Consider the following 17,776-nt stretch of genomic DNA (forward strand, 5'->3'; position numbering starts at 1 on the left):
TACAGGAGGATAGTCATGGTGTTCGGTGTCTTCGGTGTCTCAGGTAACCGAGGAGTCCGCGTGGCGGCGCTGGCCGTCGTGCTCGGGCTCGTCACCGCCGGATGTGGCTCCGGCACGAGCGATTCCGGCTCGACGAGCGCGGCGTCGTCCGGCTCGTCGAGCGGGGCGGCGACGCTCACCCCGGTCAAGCTGCAGTTGCAGTGGTTCGCGCAGAGCCAGTTCGCCGGCTACTACGTGGCCAAGGACAAGGGCTTCTTCAAGGACGCCGGTCTCGACGTGACCATCGTCGAGGGTGGCGCCGACATCGTGCCGCAGGATGTGCTGGCCGCCGGCGACGTCGACTTCGCGATCTCGTGGGTTCCCAAGGTGCTGGGCTCGATCGAGCAGGGCGCGAAGGTGACCGACGTGGCGCAGATCTTCCAGCGCAGTGGCACCTTGCAGATCTCGAAGAAGGCGGCCGGCATCACCTCCCCGGCGCAGCTGAAGGGCAAGAAGGTCGGCTCGTGGGGCTACGGCAACGAGTTCGAGCTGTTCGCCGGGATGCAGAAGAACGGCGTCCAGGTCGGTGACATCTCGCTGGTGCAGCAGGCCTTCGACATGAACGGGTTCCTGGCCGGGGACATCGACGCGGCGCAGGCGATGATCTACAACGAGTATGCGCAGGTGCTCGAGACGAAGAACCCGGCCACCGGGAAGCTCTACACCGCCGACGATCTCAACGTGATCGACTGGAACACGGTCGGCACGGCGATGTTGCAGGATGCGATCTGGGCCAACTCCGACAAGCTGGCGAGCGACGAGGCCTACAAGAAGACGACGGTCGCGCTGATCAAGGCCTCCATCAAGGGGTGGGCCTACGCCCGGGACAACCCGGAGGAGGCGGCCAAGATCGTGACGGCGGCCGGGTCGACGCTGGGGCAGAGTCACCAGCTGTGGATGGCGAACGAGATCAACAAGCTGATCTGGCCGAGCCCGAACGGCGCCGGCATGATCGATGACGCAGCCTGGAAGCAGACCGTGTCGGTGGCCATGGGCACCAAGAACGAGAGCGGCAGCACCATCATCACCAAGGAGCCGCCGGCCACCGCCTACACGACGGAGTACGTCAAGCAGGCGCTGACCGAGTTGGAGGCCGAGAAGGTCGACACCAAGGGCGCGGCCTTCAAGCCCATCACCGTCACGCTCGTCGCCGGCGGCAAGTAACCCCCGAGAACCTGCTCATGCTCCGCAGGTGACACTCGATGCTCCGCTGAGGTCGCGCTGACGCGCTTCCTCACGGAGCACGAGACGTCACCCGCGGAGCATGAGCGGGTTGGGGGTGGAGTCTGTCGCGGGGGTCAGGTGCCGGGGGAGATGTCCACGCAGGCCGACTCGGCGCGGCGGATCCGGCTGCCGATCAACAACAGTCGGGCCTGGATGCCGTACTTGGCGATCAACAACTGGTTCAGGCGGCGCTGCTGGTCGGCGTCCCGGATCACGATCGCGGTGGCCTCGTGCTCGGGCGCGCCGTCCGCCACCCGGCCTCGGACGTCGCACGGCACCAGCGAGACCCGCGGGGTGTGCCCGAGCCGCTTCACCTTGCCCGCCGTGGCGTTGGTGGTGACCAGGAGGTGGTCGCCGTCCCGGACCACCCACACCGGCGTCGGCACCGCTGCGCCGTTCTTGCGGAAGGTGGTCAGCCGGACGTAGGCGGACTCGCCGAGCACGTCCAGGGCAGCAGCATCGATCATGCGGTGACCTTACGCGGCCGACCCGACGGTGTCGTACCCCGTCGTCGGTCCCGTACCGTGCGGGGATGCCGGCCGACACTCTCGAGATCCACGGTCTGACGGTCCACGTCGAGGGCAGCGGCCCAACCCTCCTGCTGCTGCACGGCTGGCCCGACTCGGCGGCCCTGTGGGACGCCACCGTCGCGGCCCTGCGCGACGGGTACCGCTGCGTCCGGTTCACGCTGCCCGGCTTCGACGTCGACCTGCCCCCGCGGTCGATGTCGGTGCACCAGCTGACCGATCTCATCGCCGCCGTCGTCGACCAGGTGAGCCCGGACCAGCCGGTGACCTTGCTGCTGCACGACTGGGGGTGCCTGTTCGGCGCCGCCTACGCACGGCGATACCCCGAGCGGGTGGCTCGAGCGGTGGTGACCGACGTCGGCGATGCCGGCTCGCCGGCGCATCTGCACGGCCTCACCCTGCGGCAGAAGGCCCTGATCGGCGGCTACCAACTCCCTCTCGCCCTGCTCTGGCTGCTGGGACGCCGGGCGCCCCGCCCGGCCACCGCCCTCACCCGCCGGATCGCGGGGTGGTTGGGCTGCCCGACCCCCGCGGGCCGGATCGGCTGGCAGCAGAACTACCCCTACGCCGTCCAGGTGCTCGGCTCCTTGGGCGGGCGTCGCGGCATGGCCCGGCTCGACACCGTGTTCGACTCCGTGCCGGTGCTGTTCTGTTACGGACGGCGCAAGCCGTTCTCGTTCCACTCCGCGCACTGGCTGGACGTGCTCGAGGCCAGGCGCGGGTGCGGCGTCCGCGGTTTCGACACCGGGCACTGGATCATGGTCGATCAGCCCGACGCCTACCACGACGCCGTGCGCACCTGGCTGGACGGCGTCCCCGCCTGAGAGCTGTTCTCTCAGAACACGTGCGTCAGGACCCCATGGCGTTCGGGTCACGCCAGGTGCGCTCGAACGGCAACCGCCAGGCGAACGGCGCGATCAGCTGGTGGATCTGGTTCGGCCCCCAACTGCCCGTGCTGTACGGCCGCACCACCGGTGGGTTCTCGAGCAGCGGTGAGGACAGTTCCCACAGTCGCTCGATGCCGTCGGCGGTGGTGAACAGGGTGCGGTCGCCGCGGGCGGCGTCGTAGATCAGGCGCTCGTAGGCCTCGAGCACCGAGCCGGCCCAGTCGGTGTCCTGCATGGCGAACTGCATCGACAGCTTCTGCAGCTTCATGCCCGGGCCGGGCTTCTTGCCGTAGAACGACAACGACAACTTGGCCGTGTCCGCCAGGTCGAAGGTCAGGTGGTCCGGCCCGTGGTCACCCACGCCGGAGCCGGGCGGGAACATGGTGCGCGGCGGCTCCTTGAACGCGATCGAGATGATCCGGGCACCCTCGGCGAGCTTCTTGCCGGTGCGCAGATAGAACGGGACGCCGGCCCAACGCCAGTTGTCGATGTAGCACTTCAGCGCGATGAAGGTCTCGGTCTCCGAATCCGTTGCGACACCGTCGATGTCGCGATAGCCCACATACTGACCCCGCACCACGTCGCTCGGCTCGATCGGCAGCATCGAGCGGAAGACCTTGTTCTTCTCCTCGGTGATCGCCATCGGCTCGAGCGCCGTGGGCGGCTCCATCGCGGTGAACGCCAGCACCTGGAACAGATGGGTGACCACCATGTCGCGGTAGGCGCCGGTGGCCTCGTAGAACGACGCGCGCTGCTCGAGACCGAGCGCCTCGGGCACGTCGATCTGGACGTGATCGATGTGGTTGCGGTGCCAGATGGGCTCGAACAACCCGTTGGCGAACCGGAACGCCAGGATGTTCTGGGCTGCCTCCTTGCCCAGGAAGTGGTCTATCCGGAAGATCTGGTCCTCGTCGAACACCTGGTGCAACTCGTGGTTCAGTGCCTGCGCCGAGGCCAGGTCGGTGCCGAACGGCTTCTCCATGATGATTCGGCTGCCCTCGGCCAGCTTCGCCTCGTCGAGCAGGTGGACGACGGCCAGTGCGGCCTTCGGGGGCACGCTGAGGTAGTGCAGCCGGTTGGCTCGCCGGTCGGGATCGAGGTTCTGCTCGGCCCGCTCTGCCTGCTCGACCACGGCTCGCAGCCCGGCTGCGCCGTCCTGCCCGGGGGCGAAGTGCAGCCGGCCCGCGAAGTCGTCCCACTCGGCGGGCTGCTCGCCGGTATGGCGGCTGAAGTCGAGGATGGCGCGCTGGGTGAACTCGACGAAGGAGTCCCGGTCGTGCGGTTCCAGCGACGTCCCGACGATCTGGACGTTGCGCATCAGGCCGCTCTGGAACAGATGGAGCAGACCGGGCAGCAGTTTGCGCCGGGAGAGGTCCCCGGTCGCGCCGAACAAGATGACGGTCGTGGGCGCGGTGGACCCGGAGGTGGCGGACATGGGACCAGGGTCCCGGACGGCGTCCTGGTTGGAAACCCGTGACGTCGCAGATCCCGGGCACGACAGGGGCGTGATCACGCATTGTCCGGCAGTCCACCCCCGGCGTGAGGGAGGATGCGATGCCCGTGACCCGGCGCCGTGCACCCGGCCCGGACCCGCCTGTGCCCCGACCGACACGATGGGATGGACTCCGCTGTGCCGAACCCTGCACCGTTGCGTCGCGTGACGCGCCTCGTTCCGCTGCCGGCGCGCTGGCTCGCCGGCTCGGTTGCCGGTCTGCTCGCCGTGGGTCTGGCGGGCTGCAGCCAGGACGTCGTGCCGTCGGGTGCCACCGCGAGTTCGCCGCGGACTGTGGTGTCGTCGTCCGTCTCGGTGTCGGCCTCGGTGTCGTCGGTGGCGCTGATCGGTGAGGTGCGCGACGGACGGGGAGCGCCGCTCGCCGGCACCCTGGTCAGCGCCGCCGGGCAGCAGGCCACCACCGCGGCGGACGGTCGGTTCGCCCTGACCGTCGAGCCTTCGGGCACGACCATGACCCTGCTGGCTCGTCATGCCGGCTACTCCACCGTCGCGCGCGAGGTGCCGGTGACCGCAGGCGCCCGGCTCGACGTGCCGATCCGCCTGTTCGCCAGCCAGGTCACCAAACGGTTCGCCGCGGCAGCAGGCGCCACGATCACCACCCGAGGCGCGCAGGTGCGCATTCCCCCCGGCACCCTCACCCGCGCCGACGGGTCGATCTACGCCGGCACCGTGACGGCCGATGTCAGCTATTTCTCGCCCGACACGGCCGAAGGGGTGCAGGCGTTCCCCGCCCCCTACCGCGGCATGGACGGCTCCGAGCGGATGATCCGTTCGGTGGGCGTGATCGAGACGACGCTCACCGATCCGGACGGCGCGCCGTTGCTGTTGCGTGAGGGTGCCCCGGCCACGCTGCGCTTCCCACCGAGTTCGGTGGCGCGCGAGGCCACCACCGTGCCGTTGTGGTTCTACGACGAGCAGGCGCAGGTGTGGCAGCGCGACGGATCGGCCACCCGGCAGGGTGACGGGACCCTGCAGGGCACGGTCTCGCATTTCACGGTGTGGAACGCCGACATCGTCATCGACTCACCGGCCACCCTGCGGGGGTGCTTCGTCGACCCGCAGGGCAAACCGGTGTCGATGGTGTTCGCCGGGGTCCGGGGCATCGGCTGGTTCGGAACGATGGGGCTGCCCGGAGCGGACGGCCGTTTCGAGGCGGCGGTGCCCTCGGGCGTCGCGCTCGAGCTGTACTCGATCGCGAGCCCCGTGCGGTTCGCCCCGGTGCCGATTCGCGCGCTCGCTCGGGGCGAGGTGCGCCAACTGCCGTGCGTCGTGATCGAGAAACCGGCGGCCACGCTGACCTTCGCGCTGCCCCTGCTCACCCTGCCGTCGGTGCTGTCGACTGCGGGGGCCGCCACCACGCCGGGCCGCCCCACGCCGACCCGATCCGCGGCGGCGTCCACCGGGCAGGGCGCCTTCACCGGCACCTATCGCGGCACCTATTCCGGGGCCGAGAGTGGAACGTTCCTCGCCCGAGTCGACTCCGCAGGGCGGGTGAGCGGGCAGACCGTGTCGAGCACCTACCCCGGTGTGATCGGTCGCGTCTCGGGCCGGATCGCCGGCGACGGTTCGCTGAGCCTCACCGCGCGGGGCACCTCGGGAGCGGCGGAGTTCAGCGGCACGATCTCGCGCACCGGCACGGTGACCGGTAGCTGGCGGTACGTGCAGGGCCAGCTGTCCGGGGGCGGCACCTTCACCGGCAGCGGCGGTTGAGGCTCAGTTCAGGTTGAGGCTCAGATCAGTCCGTCGGGCACGGTGGCGGCCTTGAGCATCACCAGGACGCCCAGCAGGACGACGAGCGCCGCCAGCCCGAACGGCTGCAGGAGTGTGCGCCGCTCGCGGGGGGCATACGCCAGGACGACGCCGGCGAGCGCCCCGGTGACCAGTCCACCCAGGTGGGCCTGCCAGGCGATGGACAGCCCGGGGTAGAACCCGATCACGGTGTTGATCAGCAGCAGGGCGATCATGCCGCCGTTGTCACGGCCGAGCTTGCGGTTGAAGATCATGATCGCGCCCCAGAGGCCGAAGACCGCCCCGGAGGCGCCGACGGCACCGGTCCACCAGCTCTGCGAGGTGACGCCCGGGGTGGCCAACAGGAACAGCCCGACCGATCCGCCGACGGCGCTCAGCAGGTAGAGCGCCACGAAGCGCGCGCGGCCGACGAGGCTCTCGAGATAGGGCCCGCCGAGCCAGAGCGCGTACATGTTGAACACGATGTGCAGCAGGAAGTTCGGCGAGTGCAGGAACGCCGAGGTCAGGAAGGTCCACGGTTCGCGCAGGGCGAAGGCCGGAACGAACATGAACTGCCGGGTGATGTCGAACGCGCCCACCCACTGCAGCGCATAGGCGACACCGCACAACCCCATGATCGCCGTGGTGGCGCTGAGTCCGTTGCGCTGTACCGAGCCGCCGAACGTCGTCCGCGCCGTGCGCACCGTCTTGGCCTGCGCGGCCACACAGTCGACGCACTGGAACCCCACCGGCGCCGAGCGCTGACACTCGGTGCACACCGGTCGGTCGCAGCGCTGGCAGCGGATGTAGGACTCGCGATCCGGGTGCCTCGGGCACACCGGAACACCGCCTGCCGGGGGCATCCCCCCGACAGGCGGTCCGGACGGCGGCCGTTGGGTCACTCGCGGTCGATGGTCACGCTGGTCATCACGACCGGGTCGACGGGCCGGTCGCTGCGGTCGACGGCGGTGCCGGCGATCGCGTCGACGACCGCGCGGCTGGCCGCGTCGGCGACCACTCCGAAGACGGTGTGCTTGCCCTGCAGGTGCGGGGTCGGGCCGACGGTGATGAAGAACTGCGAACCGTTGGTGCCCTTGCCCATCCGCTTGCCGGCATTCGCCATCGCCAGCACGTAGGGCTGGGCGAAGTTCAGCTCGGGGTGGATCTCGTCGTCGAAGTCGTAGCCCGGGCCGCCGGTACCGGTGCCGAGCGGGCAGCCGCCCTGGATCATGAAGCCGGCGATGACGCGGTGGAAGCCGAGGCCGTCGAAGTAGCGGCCGGTGCCGGGCTGCCCGGTCCGGGGGTCCTTCCACGAGCGGGTGCCCTCGGCGAGCTCGACGAAGTTGGCCACCGTCTTGGGGGCGTGGTTGCCGAACAGCTGAAGCCGAATGTCGCCGCGGTTGGTGTGCAGCGTGGCCTTCAGTGTCGCGATCGAGGCGTCGTTCACCGGTGGCACTTCCCCTTCGTCCAAGGAACCTTCTCTGCGATCCGGTCGCCGGTCGCGACCAGGTCGGGCCGGTGTCGTGATCCGGCGGGCTTCATCCTCGCACGGGCGCCGCCGGCGGTCGTGCGGTGGAGGTCCTCACGGGCAGCAACACCGAGAGCCGCACCGACAGCAACACCGTCAACAACATCGACCAGTCTGCTTTCGATCGAATGCCCCGAATTCTCCCGCCACGTGCCGATACGGTGGGCCGCTGACGGCGGTCGACGAGATCTTCGAGGGGTTGAGCCGGTGAGCGGGCGGTCCGGGGGTAGCAGGTGACCGACGTCGCGCCGTCCCCCACGGCACCGAACGGGACGACGCGACCCGCGGGGTCGACCGGGGCTGCTGCGACGTCCGGCGCTCGCGATTCCACCGCCCGGCCGGCCGGACTGACCGGTCCGCCACGGTTGCGTCGTCGCCCGATGTTCCTGGTGATCGGTGTTCTCGCGGTCGCCCTCGGCGCGCTGATCACGACCTGGCTCGTCACCCGGGTCGGCCACACCCAGCCGGTGGTCGCCGTCCGCGAGGCCGTCGATCGCGGCGAGGTGATCACCGAGCAGAACCTGATGACGGTCAACATCTCGGTCGACCCCGCGCTGAAGGTGATCGCGGCCGGACAGTTGCCGTCCGTGGTGGGGCAACGCGCGACGGTGGACCTGCCCGCGGGTGGGCTGGTGGTGCAGGGCTCGTTCGACGCCCAGCCGCTGCCGGTGGCCGGGCAGTCGCTGGTGGGGGTGTGGCTCTCCCCGGGGCAGCTACCAGGCCAGCCGCTGCGATCCGGTGACCGGGTCAGGGTGGTGGCCACGCCACGGCAGCAGGAGCCGCTGCCCGACCAGGCGCCGACCGTACTGGCCGCGACCGTGGTCTCGACGTCGGTCTCGCCCGACGGCCACAGCCTGGTGACCGTGAGCGTGCCGACCCAGGTGGCCCCCCAGGTGTCGGCGCTGGTCGCGACCGGACGCATCGCGCTGGTGCTGGATTCTGCGGCGCGATGACGCTGACCGTTCTCGTCTCGGCCTCCGGTGCGCCGGGGGTGACGACCTCGGCCTTCGGGGTGGCCTTGAGTCGCACCCGGCCGACGCTGCTGGTGGACGCCGACCCGACCGGAGGCTCGCCGATCCTCGCCGGGTGGTTCCACGGTCGGCCGCCGCATCACCGGGGCCTGGTCGATCTGGCCATGGCTCAGGCGTATGGCGACCTGAGGGCGGCGATCCCCGAGGTGGTCATCCGGGTGCCGGACACCGAGATCGATCTGATCTCGGGGGTCCGCTCGCACACTCACGCCCCGGCGGTGGCCGCGATCTGGCCGGACCTGGCCCGGGTGCTGGCCGAGCTGGACGGCTCGGGCACCGATGTGATCGTCGATGCCGGCCGGCTCGGGTTGGCCCATGCGCCGCAACCGATCCTGGACGCCGCGGACGCCGTCCTGCTCACCTGCCGGGCCACGTTGCCGGCGATCTCGGCGGCCCGGGAGTGGGCGCGCAGTCTGCTCGACCGCTTCACGGCGGTGGGGATGGGGCACCACCTGGGGTTGCTGCTGGTCGGGCCGGGGCGTCCGTTCGGCACTGCCGAGATCAAGTCGGTGCTGGGGCTGCCGCCGGTGGCCACGCTGCCGTGGGACCCGGCCTCGGCTCAGGCCATTCATCTCGGGGAGGCCTCGCGCCGGTTGCAGCGTGGTGCCCTGGCGCCGGCGCTGCGGACCGCTGCGGAGGCGCTCGATGTGTTCGCTGCGGCGAATCGCGCCCGGTTGGCCTCGGGTCGCGCCGCCGGAGTGCTCGGATGAGCCAGACCCGGGCGCAGCAGCCCGAGGGGCAGGCCGCATCGGCCGTCGACCTGGGCGCGCTGCCGTTGTTCGCGGCTGGGGCCATCGATACGCCACCCTCGACAGCGTCACCCTCGACACCGTCGACACCACCGTCGACACCGCCACCACCGCTGCCCACCGTGGCGTCGTCCGCACCGGCGCCGCAGGACTGGGCATTGGACTGGACCCTGGTGAACACGTTGCGGGTCAAGGCCTCCGACCGGTTGACCACGGCGATGCACGAGCGCGCCATCGCCCTGGACGCCGTCGGGCAGCGCGAGCTGGGCCGCACCATCATCGTCGAGTTGCTCGAGGATCAGGCCCGCTCGGCGCTGACCACGGGCGGCATGCCGTTCGACGTGCCGGCGCAACGGGCGCTGGCCCGCGCGGTCTACGACGCGTTGTTCGGCCTGGGCCGGTTGCAGCCGTTGGTGGACGACGACCGGGTCGAGAACATCGAGGTCAACGGATATGACCGGGTCACGCTGCACTTCGCCGACGGCAGCCGGGCTCCGGGGCCGCCGGTGGCCGACTCCGACGAGGAACTGCTCGACTTCCTGGCGTTCATCGCCTCGCGCAGTAGCGGGAACGCCCGCCCGTTCAGTCCGTCCCGGCCCAGCCTTCACCTGACCCTGGACGGCGGTGCGCGCCTGGCCGCGACGGCCTGGATCACCCCGCGCCCCGTCGTGGTGATCCGGCGGCACCGGCTGCGCCGGGTGACCCTCGACGATCTGGTCGATCGCGACATGCTGACGCCCCTGATGGCCTCGTTCCTGGCCGCGGCCATCAGGACCCGGCGGTCGGTGGTGGTCTCGGGCTCGCAGGGCGCCGGCAAGACCACGATGATCCGGGCACTCGCCGAGGAGCTGCCGCCCTGGGAGCGGATCGGCACGTTCGAGACCGAGTACGAGCTGTTCCTGCACGAGCTGCCCGACCGCGCCAGCACGGTGACCGCCTGGGAGGCGCGGCCCGGCTCGGGTGAGCGCGGCCCGGACGGTCGCCAGGCGGGTGAGATCACGCTCGACGACTGTCTGTACGACTCGTTCCGGTTCAATCTCGACCGGCAGATCGTCGGTGAGGTGCGTGGCCGCGAGGTGCTGGCCATGTTCAAGGCCATGCAGTCCGGTGCCGGGTCGATGTCGACCACCCATGCCGCCAGCGCGGTCGGGGCGATTCGCAAGCTGGTGACGTGTGCGCTGGAGGCCGGCCCGCAGGTGACCGTCGACTACGCCGAGCGGGTGGTGGCCGAGCACATCGACCTCATCGTGCACCTGGCGCTCGAGGTGCGCACCGATGCCCTGGGGCAACCGATACGGCGCCGCTACGTCGATGAGATCGTCGCGGTGCAGCCCGGTGAGGATGGCCCGGCCCACACCCATGTGTTCCGGCGCGGCGTGCCCGGGGTGCTGCCGGATGAGTACCGCGCCCTGGCCGACCACGGCTTCGACCTGGCCGGGTACGCCCAGGCGGCAGCGGCCAGGCTGCGCTAGCTCCTGGCACCTCGGCCGGCGAGTGGTCATGGCGGGTCGTCCCTCAGATCGAGTTCGAGTTGCTGGGCCAGGTGTCGGGCGAGCCGGTGGGCGGCGTGTTCGTCGTCGTGCAGGGTGTTGCGTTGTGGTCGTTGGAGTGGGTCGATCCAGACCGGTGGGATGACCCAGGGCACGCCGTTGATCATGGTGATGGTCCAGATCCCGGCGTGGACGCCGGTGTGGTCGCGGTCGCAGACCAGGGCCATCTTGTCGACGTCGGTGAGGCCGCCCTGAGCCCAGGGCACGACGTGGTGGACGTCGCACCAGTCCGGTGGCGCGGTGCAGCCGGGGATGATGCAGCCGCGGTCTCGGGCGAACACGGCGCGGCGTTGGGCGGGGGTGGCCAGGCGTTGGGCTCGGCCTTGAGCCAGGACGGCTCCGCTGCTGTCGAGCAGGGTCGGGGAGATCAGGCTCTGGCAGAGCATCTGGGCCAGGACATGGCGGGGTAGGGGTCCGCCACCGGGTCCGAGGTCGCTGCCCAACCCGGCCCCAGGGGTGGGTTGCGGGGTGAGGGCGGCGGTGAGTTGGTCGAGGGTGGCGATCAACGAGATGTGCACGCCCGTGGACGGTGGTGGGGTGGGCGTGCGCCGGGTGGGTGCGGGACGGGTGGCGGGCGCGGTGGCCTGGGGTGTCATCGGCTTGGCAGCCGACGCTGAGCCGCCGCCATCCTCGCCACGGCCACGGCCACCGTCCCTGCCATCTTCGTCACTGCCACTGCCGTCACCGCTGACTCTGCCGTCGCCGTCGCGGCTGACCGTGCTGTCGCTGTCGCCGTCGCTGTCGCCGCTGACCGTGCCGTCGCCGTGGTCGTTGCCGTGGTCGGTGCTGGTGTCGGGATCTGCGTCGGGGTCGGTGCCGCGGTGCAGGGCCAGGCGAGCCAGCTGCGTCAAGGCGTCCGCGCGGCGTTGCGCCGCGGTCCTGGGGTCACGTAACGGCAGTTCGACCTGCACCTGCCCGTCCCCACCCGCCTCGGTGTCCGCCTCGGCGTCGGTGGTCGTGCCGGCCGTGGTGGGCTTGCTCAACGCATGGATCACGTTCCGGACGAGCAATCCGTCCGCGGGGGACAACGCGAACCGGCCGATGAGCATCCCGTTGGCGTCGGTGCCCAGGTGCAGGAACCGCTTCTCGTGAGCCGTCGGGTCGAAGCCCTGATCGGGGTTCAACGCTTCTTCGAGTTGGGTGCACAGCCGCCGGAACACGTGCGGGGCATGCTGGCGGGCCTGTTCGGCCAGGAACTCATCCACCCGTCGGATCCCGGAGATCCCGTCCGGGTCCACGTGCGCCAGCACGTCCCGGTCGATGCGGGCCAGACACCCGACCGCATGATCGACATGACGTCGGGAGATGTCCCCGGCAGCCAACGCCGCCCCGACCTCCGGCAACCCCGATACCCCAGCACCACCCAGACCGGCCGCATCCGCATCACCGGCATCGACGCCGACCCCGGCGCCGTCCGGGTCCAGAGCACGAGCCGCGGCGACGTCGCGGGCCGCGGTACCCGGATCGACCCGGAGCGCGTGCACCAGGAACGTCGCGGCGACCTTGCCGGGCACGCAGGTCGGCATCGCCTCGGGCCGATCATCCAACGACCGCACCAAGTGCACGGTGGCGGCCTCGACCTGGTTCGCCAACCGGTGCACCGCGATGAGCGCGTCGCGCAGCTCGACATCCGACAGGGTCAGGGTGGGCGCGGTATGCAACGAGCGGACCTGCGCCGAGACCTCGTCCAGGAGCGCCGTGATCGGCGAGGCACCACCACCGACCGCGTCGGCGTCGCCATCCGGGGTGCCGGGCAGGTCTCCGTTCCCGGCGGCGGGGTCGCCGTCCGGGGTGGGTGTCTGCTCCGGTTCCATGGATCAGACGTTACGGGCGACCACCGACAATCACCCCTGTCGGCAGCGGAGTGGAAACCCTTCCAGCGCAACGATTTTTGTGAAGGAAATCACTGTCACAGAGCAGCTGCTCGGTCACCTTTGCCCACCCGCAGTGGACGAGCGGACCCAGCAAGAGCGCCGCGCACCAGAAGAGCGGTGGCGGTGCTGGGAGCGGTGACGGTGCTGAGAGCGGTGACGGTGTTGGGCTATCCCGACCAGCTCGTGGAGATCGAGGCCGTCGCAGCCCTCGTGGACTGACCTCCCGGGGCCACGACGTTCGAGATCCCCACGTCCAACGTGCGATAGCGCGCCAATCGATCGCGCAGTCGGCGGGAGGGGTCCATGCCCAGCAGCTTGCCCAACTCGTAGGCCAGCACGTGGGACATCCGCGCGCAGAACTCGGCCGGCTCGTCCGCGGCGTCCGGATACTCGGCCACCACCCGGTCGACGATCCCCGCAGCGAGTAGATCGATGGACCGGACCCCCTGGACCGCAGCGAGTTCCGCTGCGCGCAAGGGATCTCGGTACAAGATGGCGGCGGCTCCCTCGGGGGGCAGCGGCGACAGCCACGAGTGCTGGGCACAGATCACCTTGTCGGCCGGCATCAACGCCAGTGCCCCACCGCCGGTGCCCTCGCCGAGCAGCACGCACACCGTCGGTGCGTTCAGCGTCACCAACTCCGACAGGCACCGGGCGATCTCGCCGGCCAGACCCCCCTCCTCGGCCTCGCGCGACAGCGCCGCCCCCGCCGTGTCGATCACGCTCACCAGCGGCAGCTTCAGCTCGGCAGCCAGCCGCATGCCCCGCCGCGCGGCACGCAATCCGGACGGCGACAGCGGCCGCTCCACGCTCTGCCCGCGCCGGTTCTGACCCAGGACGACGCACGCCGCGCCACCGAACCGGGCCAGCGCCAACATCAGTGCCGGGTCGTACTCACCCTGGTTGGTGCCGTGCAGCGGCACCACGTCGGTAGCGCCCAGCTTCAACAGTGCGCGCACGCTCGGCCGTTCGGGACGTCGCGAGCGCTGGATCGACTCCCACGCCGACACCGTGGGCAGCGGTTCGCGTGGCAATGTGAACACCGGCGGCCGCTCCTCGCGGGGGGCCATCAGCAGGTTCAGCGTGCGAGCGGCGATGTCGGCCAGCTGCTCGACCGGCAGCACGGCATCGATCAACCCGCGGGCGTGCAGGTTCTCGGCGGTCTGCACCCCCGGCGGGAACGGCTGGCCGTACAACGCCTCGTAGACCCGTGGCCCCAGAAAGCCCACCAGCGCCCCGGGCTCGGCGACGGTGACATGCCCAAGCGAGCCCCACGAGGCGAACACGCCGCCGGTGGTGGGGTGGCGCAGGTAGACCAGATAGGGCAGCCCGTCAGCCTTGAACGCCGCCACCGCGGCCGAGATCTTGACCATCGCGACGAACGCCGGGGTGCCCTCCTGCATCCGCGTACCCCCGGACGACGGCGCGGCGAGCAGCGGTAACCCCTCGATCCGGGCGCGTTCGAAGGCTCGCACGATCCGCTCTGCCGCGGTGGCGCCGATCGACCCGGCCAGGAAGGCGAACTCGCCCGCGATGATCGCCACGCGGCGTCCTCGAATGCGGGCCTGGCCGGTGACGATCGCCTCGTCCGTGCCGGCCCGCCGGGCGGCGCGATCGAGCTCGGCGGCATACACGCTGCCCGGTGCGGCCACCGGCAGTGGGGCGCCGTCCCAGCCGGCCCAGCTCCCGGGATCGATCACCCGGTCGATGACGGCCCGCGCGCCCAGGCGTCCGGTGCCCTTGCCGTTCTCGGCGCTGCGAGGGTCGTTGCCGGTGTCGTGACGAGTGTCGTTGTGGCTGCGGACGCCGTCGGTGCCGTTCATGGCCCACCCCTACCGGGCCGGCACCCGCACGGGTCGCACCGGCTCTCACCCGGCCCTCACCTCGGTCTAGCCCAACCACTGGTGACAACGCCCGGGCCAAACGGCTGCCATGCGTCCGATCGGGGCGGAATGATCCGCCTATGACACCAATCCTGGCGGCGCTCGGTGGGGCGCTGCTCGTCGCCGGACCCCTGCTGATCGTGGCCGGCGTGCGGCGCGTGCCCGAGTCGGCGCCTCGTCCGGCGCGTGCGCGTCGCGCTCGCCTGTGGGGCGGCACAGGCGGCACAGGCGGCACGGGCGGCCTGGGCAGCACGGTCACCCGGCGTACCTGGTGGCTGCTCGGCGTCGGCGTGGCGGCCGGGCTGAGCGTGGCGATCACGACCGGCTGGGTGATCGCCGTCCCGCTGCTGCCGCTGGCCATCGCGGGACTGCCGTTGCTGTTGGCGGCCCCGAGCGGCGCCCCGATCGCCCGACTCGAGGCGCTGGAGGAATGGGCTCGCTCGCTCGCCGGGGTGCTCACCGTGGGCGTCGGACTGGAGCAGGCGCTCATGGTGACGTTGCGTGCCGCGCCCCGCCCGATCCACCGCGAGGTGTCGACGCTGGTCAGCCGATTGCACGCCCGGTGGCCCACCGAGGAGGCGCTGCGGGCCTTCGCCGACGACCTGGACGACGCCACCGGCGACCTGATCGCCGCCAAGTTGGTCTTGGCCTCACGCCGTCGCGGCCCCGGCCTGGCCGCCGTGCTCGAGAGCCTGGCCGAATCGGTGGCGGCCGACGTCCGCACCCGCCGTCAGGTCGAGGCCGACCGCGACAAGCCGCGTGCCACCGTGCGCTGGGTCACCGTGATCACCCTCGTCGCGCTGGTGCTGTTCGCGTTCAACACCAACTACATCGCCCCCTACCGCAGCCCGGTGGGGCAACTACTGCTGGGCCTGCTGCTCGGGTTGGACGCCGGCTGCCTGGTCTGGATGCGCCTGATGACCCGCTCGCCCCGGGTGCCGCGCTTCATCGGCCGTGGGTTTCGGGAGGGCGTGCGTGAAGGCCTGCGTGAGGGCTTGCGTGACGGCACGGCCACGGCGGGGGCGTCGCGATGACCGCCACCTCGCTCGCCGCCCTGGCCGGTGGGCTGCTCGGACTGGGCGCCGTCCTGATCGCCTGGCGCTTCATCCCGGCACACCCCGACCTGGCCACGGCCCTGGACGGCCTGGACCCCGAGCACAGCCTGACTCCCCCTGCGGCACCCGTCGAGCTGGACGACGCGGTGCCCGACCGGGTGGGCCGCTGGCTCTACCGGCACCTGCCCCTGCCCGCACCCCCGGCGGCCGATCTGGCCCTGCTCGGCATGCCGACGTCCCGCTTTCACGGGCAGAAGCTGCTCTACGCCCTGTTCGGGCTGGTCTTCCCGTTGCTGCCGGGCACGCTGGTGATGCTCGTCGGCGTCAGGCTTCCCTGGGCGTTCACCGGGGTGGCGTCGGTGCTGACCGCGATCGCGCTGAGCTTCCTGCCCGAGTACAACGTGCGTTCGGACGCCACTCGCGCCCGGGAGGAGTTCACCCGGGCACTCGGGGCCTACATCGATCTGGTGGCCCTGGAACGGCTCTCCGGCGCCGGCCCGCGCCAGGCCATGGAGTCGGCGGCGGAGGTGGGTGACTCCTGGCCGTTCCGGCGCCTGGCCGAGGAGTTGGCCCGGTCGCGCTGGTCGGGGGTGCCGCCGTGGGATGCCCTCGCCCGGCTCGCCGGCCGGCTCAACCTGAATCCCCTGGCCGATCTGGCCGACATCATGCGCCTGTCCGGTGAGGAGGGGGCGGCGGTCTATCAGACGCTGCGGGCCCGGTCCGCGGCGATCCGGGCAGCGCTGGTCACCGAGGACCTGGCCCGGGTGAACCGGGCGGCCGAGCGGCTGACCCTGCCGGGCGCCGTCCTGGCATTGACTTTTGCCGTGCTGCTGACCGCGCCGGCCCTGATGCGGCTGTTGACCACCTGAGCCAACCGTTCGGGCGGGTCAGACCTCGTTGGCGGCCGCGGCGGTCTGGCTGGTCCACGCCAGGGCAGCCAGGTAGGACGCCGCGACGTCCGTGGTGCGAATACCGAGGGCCGCGAGCTGGTTCAGCTTGCCCTCCTCGTAATAGCGCACGGCGTCCAGGACGACGCGCAGCCCGTTCTGGGTACCGGCCATCGCGGCGTCCAGGTCCTCACCCAACGGCGGCAGGCTGGCCTTCATGTCCAGGATGGGGATCCCCAGGGTCGAGGCGATGCCGTCCAGCAACCCGAGGGTGAATGCCGTCTCCGGATCGGCCCGCGGCACCTGGGGCGGCTGGCTGCGCCGGGCCTCGGGCGAGGCCAACCGGCGGGCGAGTTGCTCGCAGGTCTGCGCCCGGGTCAGTGCGACGGAGGTGTCGACCCCCTGATTGCGCGACTCCGACAGTGTGATCAGCACCATCCAGGCCCGCAGCTTCTTCAGGCCGATCATCACCACCGCATCGGTGATCGTCGAGACGGTGCGCCGCAGGCCGTTGGCGGCGCTGTTGGCCACCCGCAGCAGCCGCAGCACCATGCCGGGGTCGGTCCGCATGATCGCCTCGATCTCGCGGATGGCGACGTTCGGCCCGGAGAGCCGGGCGAGCAGCTGCACGGCCAACAGGTGGTCGGCGGCGATGCTGCCGGTGGTCATGGTCTGCGGTCGGCCCAGGTGATAGCCCTGGAACAGGGTGAAGCCGGTGTCGATGCAGCGCTGCATCATGACGGCGTCCTCGACCCGCTCGGCCAACAGCTGCAACCCCGGTCGGCGGCAGGCCTCGACGGTGGTCATCACCTCCTCCCAGGTCTGGCCCAGCACGTCGATCTTGACGATGGAGGCGATCTCGATCAGGGGCTCGGCCTCGGGGCGGTAGATGAAGTCGTCCAGCGCGATCCGGTAGCCCATCTCACGCAACTGCCGGACGCCGGTGAGCACCTCGTCGTCCAACTGCACCGTCTCGAGCACCTCGAGCACGACCGTTTCGGGCTCGAACGGCACCGGCAGGCCACCGGTCAGGAAGGTCCGGGTGAGGTTGACGAAACCGGGCAGGCCGCCGAGCAGGTCCTGGGCATCGAATTCCGAGAAGGCGGCCAGGATCGTGGTGGTGGTGGCCAGGTCGGCGTCCTCGACCTGGGCGCAGGTCGCGTCCTCCGCGCTGCGGAACAGCAGCTCGTACGCCTGGAGCCGGCCGGCGACGTCGTGGATGGGCTGGCGCCCGACGTGGACGGCTCGGGCCAGCTGCGCCGAGACGGTGCTGCTCCTCACCCCGCCCGTCCCTTCGTCGG

Annotated in this window: 15 protein-coding genes; 8 read left to right on the plus strand and 7 right to left on the minus strand. The window is 71.0% G+C overall.

Going from position 1 to position 17,776, the window contains the following annotated elements:
* The first annotated feature begins 15 nt into the window (after nucleotides 1-15).
* Nucleotides 16-1,203, plus strand: a complete 1,188-nt coding sequence (locus tag IPK24_20580) for an ABC transporter substrate-binding protein (GenBank protein ID MBK8077884.1) — start codon at nucleotides 16-18, stop codon at nucleotides 1,201-1,203.
* 134 nt (nucleotides 1,204-1,337) lie between these two features.
* Here IPK24_20580 and IPK24_20585 read toward each other — a convergent pair whose 3' ends face one another.
* The gene (locus tag IPK24_20585; GenBank protein ID MBK8077885.1) at nucleotides 1,338-1,730 is read right to left on the minus strand and encodes a PPOX class F420-dependent oxidoreductase; all 393 of its coding nucleotides are present in this window, start codon (nucleotides 1,728-1,730) and stop codon (nucleotides 1,338-1,340) included.
* 65 nt (nucleotides 1,731-1,795) lie between these two features.
* Between IPK24_20585 and IPK24_20590 the strand changes: the two genes are divergently transcribed.
* Nucleotides 1,796-2,614, plus strand: coding sequence for an alpha/beta fold hydrolase (locus tag IPK24_20590; GenBank protein ID MBK8077886.1), 819 nt, complete (start codon nucleotides 1,796-1,798; stop codon nucleotides 2,612-2,614).
* 25 nt (nucleotides 2,615-2,639) lie between these two features.
* Here IPK24_20590 and zwf read toward each other — a convergent pair whose 3' ends face one another.
* The gene (gene zwf / locus IPK24_20595) at nucleotides 2,640-4,112 is read right to left on the minus strand and encodes a glucose-6-phosphate dehydrogenase (GenBank protein ID MBK8077887.1); all 1,473 of its coding nucleotides are present in this window, start codon (nucleotides 4,110-4,112) and stop codon (nucleotides 2,640-2,642) included.
* Nucleotides 4,113-4,334: 222 nt separating this feature from the next.
* Here zwf and IPK24_20600 point away from each other — a divergent pair, with 222 nt between their 5' ends.
* A complete protein-coding gene (locus IPK24_20600; protein ID MBK8077888.1) occupies nucleotides 4,335-5,900 on the plus strand; it encodes a carboxypeptidase regulatory-like domain-containing protein in 1,566 nt (521 codons plus the stop codon).
* 20 nt (nucleotides 5,901-5,920) lie between these two features.
* Here IPK24_20600 and IPK24_20605 read toward each other — a convergent pair whose 3' ends face one another.
* Nucleotides 5,921-6,781, minus strand: a complete 861-nt coding sequence (locus tag IPK24_20605; protein MBK8077889.1) for a rhomboid family intramembrane serine protease — start codon at nucleotides 6,779-6,781, stop codon at nucleotides 5,921-5,923.
* Between the two features lie 35 nt (nucleotides 6,782-6,816).
* Nucleotides 6,817-7,341 (minus strand): peptidylprolyl isomerase, encoded by a 525-nt coding sequence (locus IPK24_20610; protein ID MBK8077890.1) that lies wholly within the window; start codon nucleotides 7,339-7,341, stop codon nucleotides 6,817-6,819.
* Nucleotides 7,342-7,679: 338 nt separating this feature from the next.
* Here IPK24_20610 and IPK24_20615 point away from each other — a divergent pair, with 338 nt between their 5' ends.
* Genes IPK24_20615 through IPK24_20625 form a run of 3 tightly spaced genes read left to right on the plus strand, consistent with a single transcriptional unit; the run spans nucleotide 7,680 to nucleotide 10,698 of the window.
* The gene (locus IPK24_20615; GenBank protein MBK8077891.1) at nucleotides 7,680-8,399 is read left to right on the plus strand and encodes a hypothetical protein; all 720 of its coding nucleotides are present in this window, start codon (nucleotides 7,680-7,682) and stop codon (nucleotides 8,397-8,399) included.
* Entirely contained in the window at nucleotides 8,396-9,187 is a 792-nt protein-coding gene (locus IPK24_20620) for a hypothetical protein (GenBank protein MBK8077892.1), read from the plus strand. Before IPK24_20615 ends, IPK24_20620 begins: the two co-directional genes overlap by 4 nt.
* On the plus strand, nucleotides 9,184-10,698 hold the full coding sequence (locus IPK24_20625) for a CpaF family protein (GenBank protein ID MBK8077893.1): 1,515 nt from the start codon (nucleotides 9,184-9,186) through the stop codon (nucleotides 10,696-10,698). Before IPK24_20620 ends, IPK24_20625 begins: the two co-directional genes overlap by 4 nt.
* Nucleotides 10,699-10,724: 26 nt before the next feature.
* Here the strand turns inward: IPK24_20625 and IPK24_20630 are convergent, their stop codons facing one another.
* Nucleotides 10,725-12,590 carry a DUF222 domain-containing protein gene (locus IPK24_20630; GenBank protein MBK8077894.1) on the minus strand — a complete coding sequence of 622 codons (1,866 nt, stop codon included), beginning with the start codon at nucleotides 12,588-12,590 and terminating at the stop codon, nucleotides 10,725-10,727.
* A gap of 227 nt (nucleotides 12,591-12,817) precedes the next feature.
* Nucleotides 12,818-14,473 carry an acetyl-CoA carboxyl transferase gene (locus tag IPK24_20635; GenBank protein MBK8077895.1) on the minus strand — a complete coding sequence of 552 codons (1,656 nt, stop codon included), beginning with the start codon at nucleotides 14,471-14,473 and terminating at the stop codon, nucleotides 12,818-12,820.
* A 140-nt stretch (nucleotides 14,474-14,613) separates the two neighbouring features.
* Here IPK24_20635 and IPK24_20640 point away from each other — a divergent pair, with 140 nt between their 5' ends.
* The gene (locus tag IPK24_20640; GenBank protein MBK8077896.1) at nucleotides 14,614-15,567 is read left to right on the plus strand and encodes a type II secretion system F family protein; all 954 of its coding nucleotides are present in this window, start codon (nucleotides 14,614-14,616) and stop codon (nucleotides 15,565-15,567) included.
* The gene (locus tag IPK24_20645) at nucleotides 15,564-16,457 is read left to right on the plus strand and encodes a type II secretion system F family protein (GenBank protein MBK8077897.1); all 894 of its coding nucleotides are present in this window, start codon (nucleotides 15,564-15,566) and stop codon (nucleotides 16,455-16,457) included. The genes IPK24_20640 and IPK24_20645 overlap by 4 nt, the downstream gene beginning before the upstream one ends.
* An 18-nt stretch (nucleotides 16,458-16,475) precedes the next feature.
* On the opposite strand, the gene IPK24_20650 is transcribed toward IPK24_20645, so the two are convergent.
* A complete protein-coding gene (locus IPK24_20650; protein MBK8077898.1) occupies nucleotides 16,476-17,756 on the minus strand; it encodes an HDOD domain-containing protein in 1,281 nt (426 codons plus the stop codon).
* Nucleotides 17,757-17,776: the final 20 nt, after the last annotated feature.

It is taken from the genome of Kineosporiaceae bacterium, from assembly GCA_016713225.1.
Classification (GTDB): Bacteria; Actinomycetota; Actinomycetes; order Actinomycetales; family Kineosporiaceae; genus JADJPO01.

Bases quoted from the DNA above. Each gene is read 5' to 3' on its own strand.
- zwf (MBK8077887.1), bottom strand. From the start codon at position 4,112: ATGTCCGCCACCTCCGGGTCCACCGCGCCCACGACCGTCATCTTGTTC.
- IPK24_20590 (MBK8077886.1), top strand. From the start codon at position 1,796: ATGCCGGCCGACACTCTCGAGATCCACGGTCTGACGGTCCACGTCGAG.
- IPK24_20630 (MBK8077894.1), bottom strand. From the start codon at position 12,590: ATGGAACCGGAGCAGACACCCACCCCGGACGGCGACCCCGCCGCCGGG.
- IPK24_20640 (MBK8077896.1), top strand. From the start codon at position 14,614: ATGACACCAATCCTGGCGGCGCTCGGTGGGGCGCTGCTCGTCGCCGGA.
- IPK24_20635 (MBK8077895.1), bottom strand. From the start codon at position 14,473: ATGAACGGCACCGACGGCGTCCGCAGCCACAACGACACTCGTCACGAC.
- IPK24_20620 (MBK8077892.1), top strand. From the start codon at position 8,396: ATGACGCTGACCGTTCTCGTCTCGGCCTCCGGTGCGCCGGGGGTGACG.
- IPK24_20645 (MBK8077897.1), top strand. From the start codon at position 15,564: ATGACCGCCACCTCGCTCGCCGCCCTGGCCGGTGGGCTGCTCGGACTG.
- IPK24_20585 (MBK8077885.1), bottom strand. From the start codon at position 1,730: ATGATCGATGCTGCTGCCCTGGACGTGCTCGGCGAGTCCGCCTACGTC.
- IPK24_20605 (MBK8077889.1), bottom strand. From the start codon at position 6,781: ATGCCCCCGGCAGGCGGTGTTCCGGTGTGCCCGAGGCACCCGGATCGC.
- IPK24_20625 (MBK8077893.1), top strand. From the start codon at position 9,184: ATGAGCCAGACCCGGGCGCAGCAGCCCGAGGGGCAGGCCGCATCGGCC.
- IPK24_20580 (MBK8077884.1), top strand. From the start codon at position 16: ATGGTGTTCGGTGTCTTCGGTGTCTCAGGTAACCGAGGAGTCCGCGTG.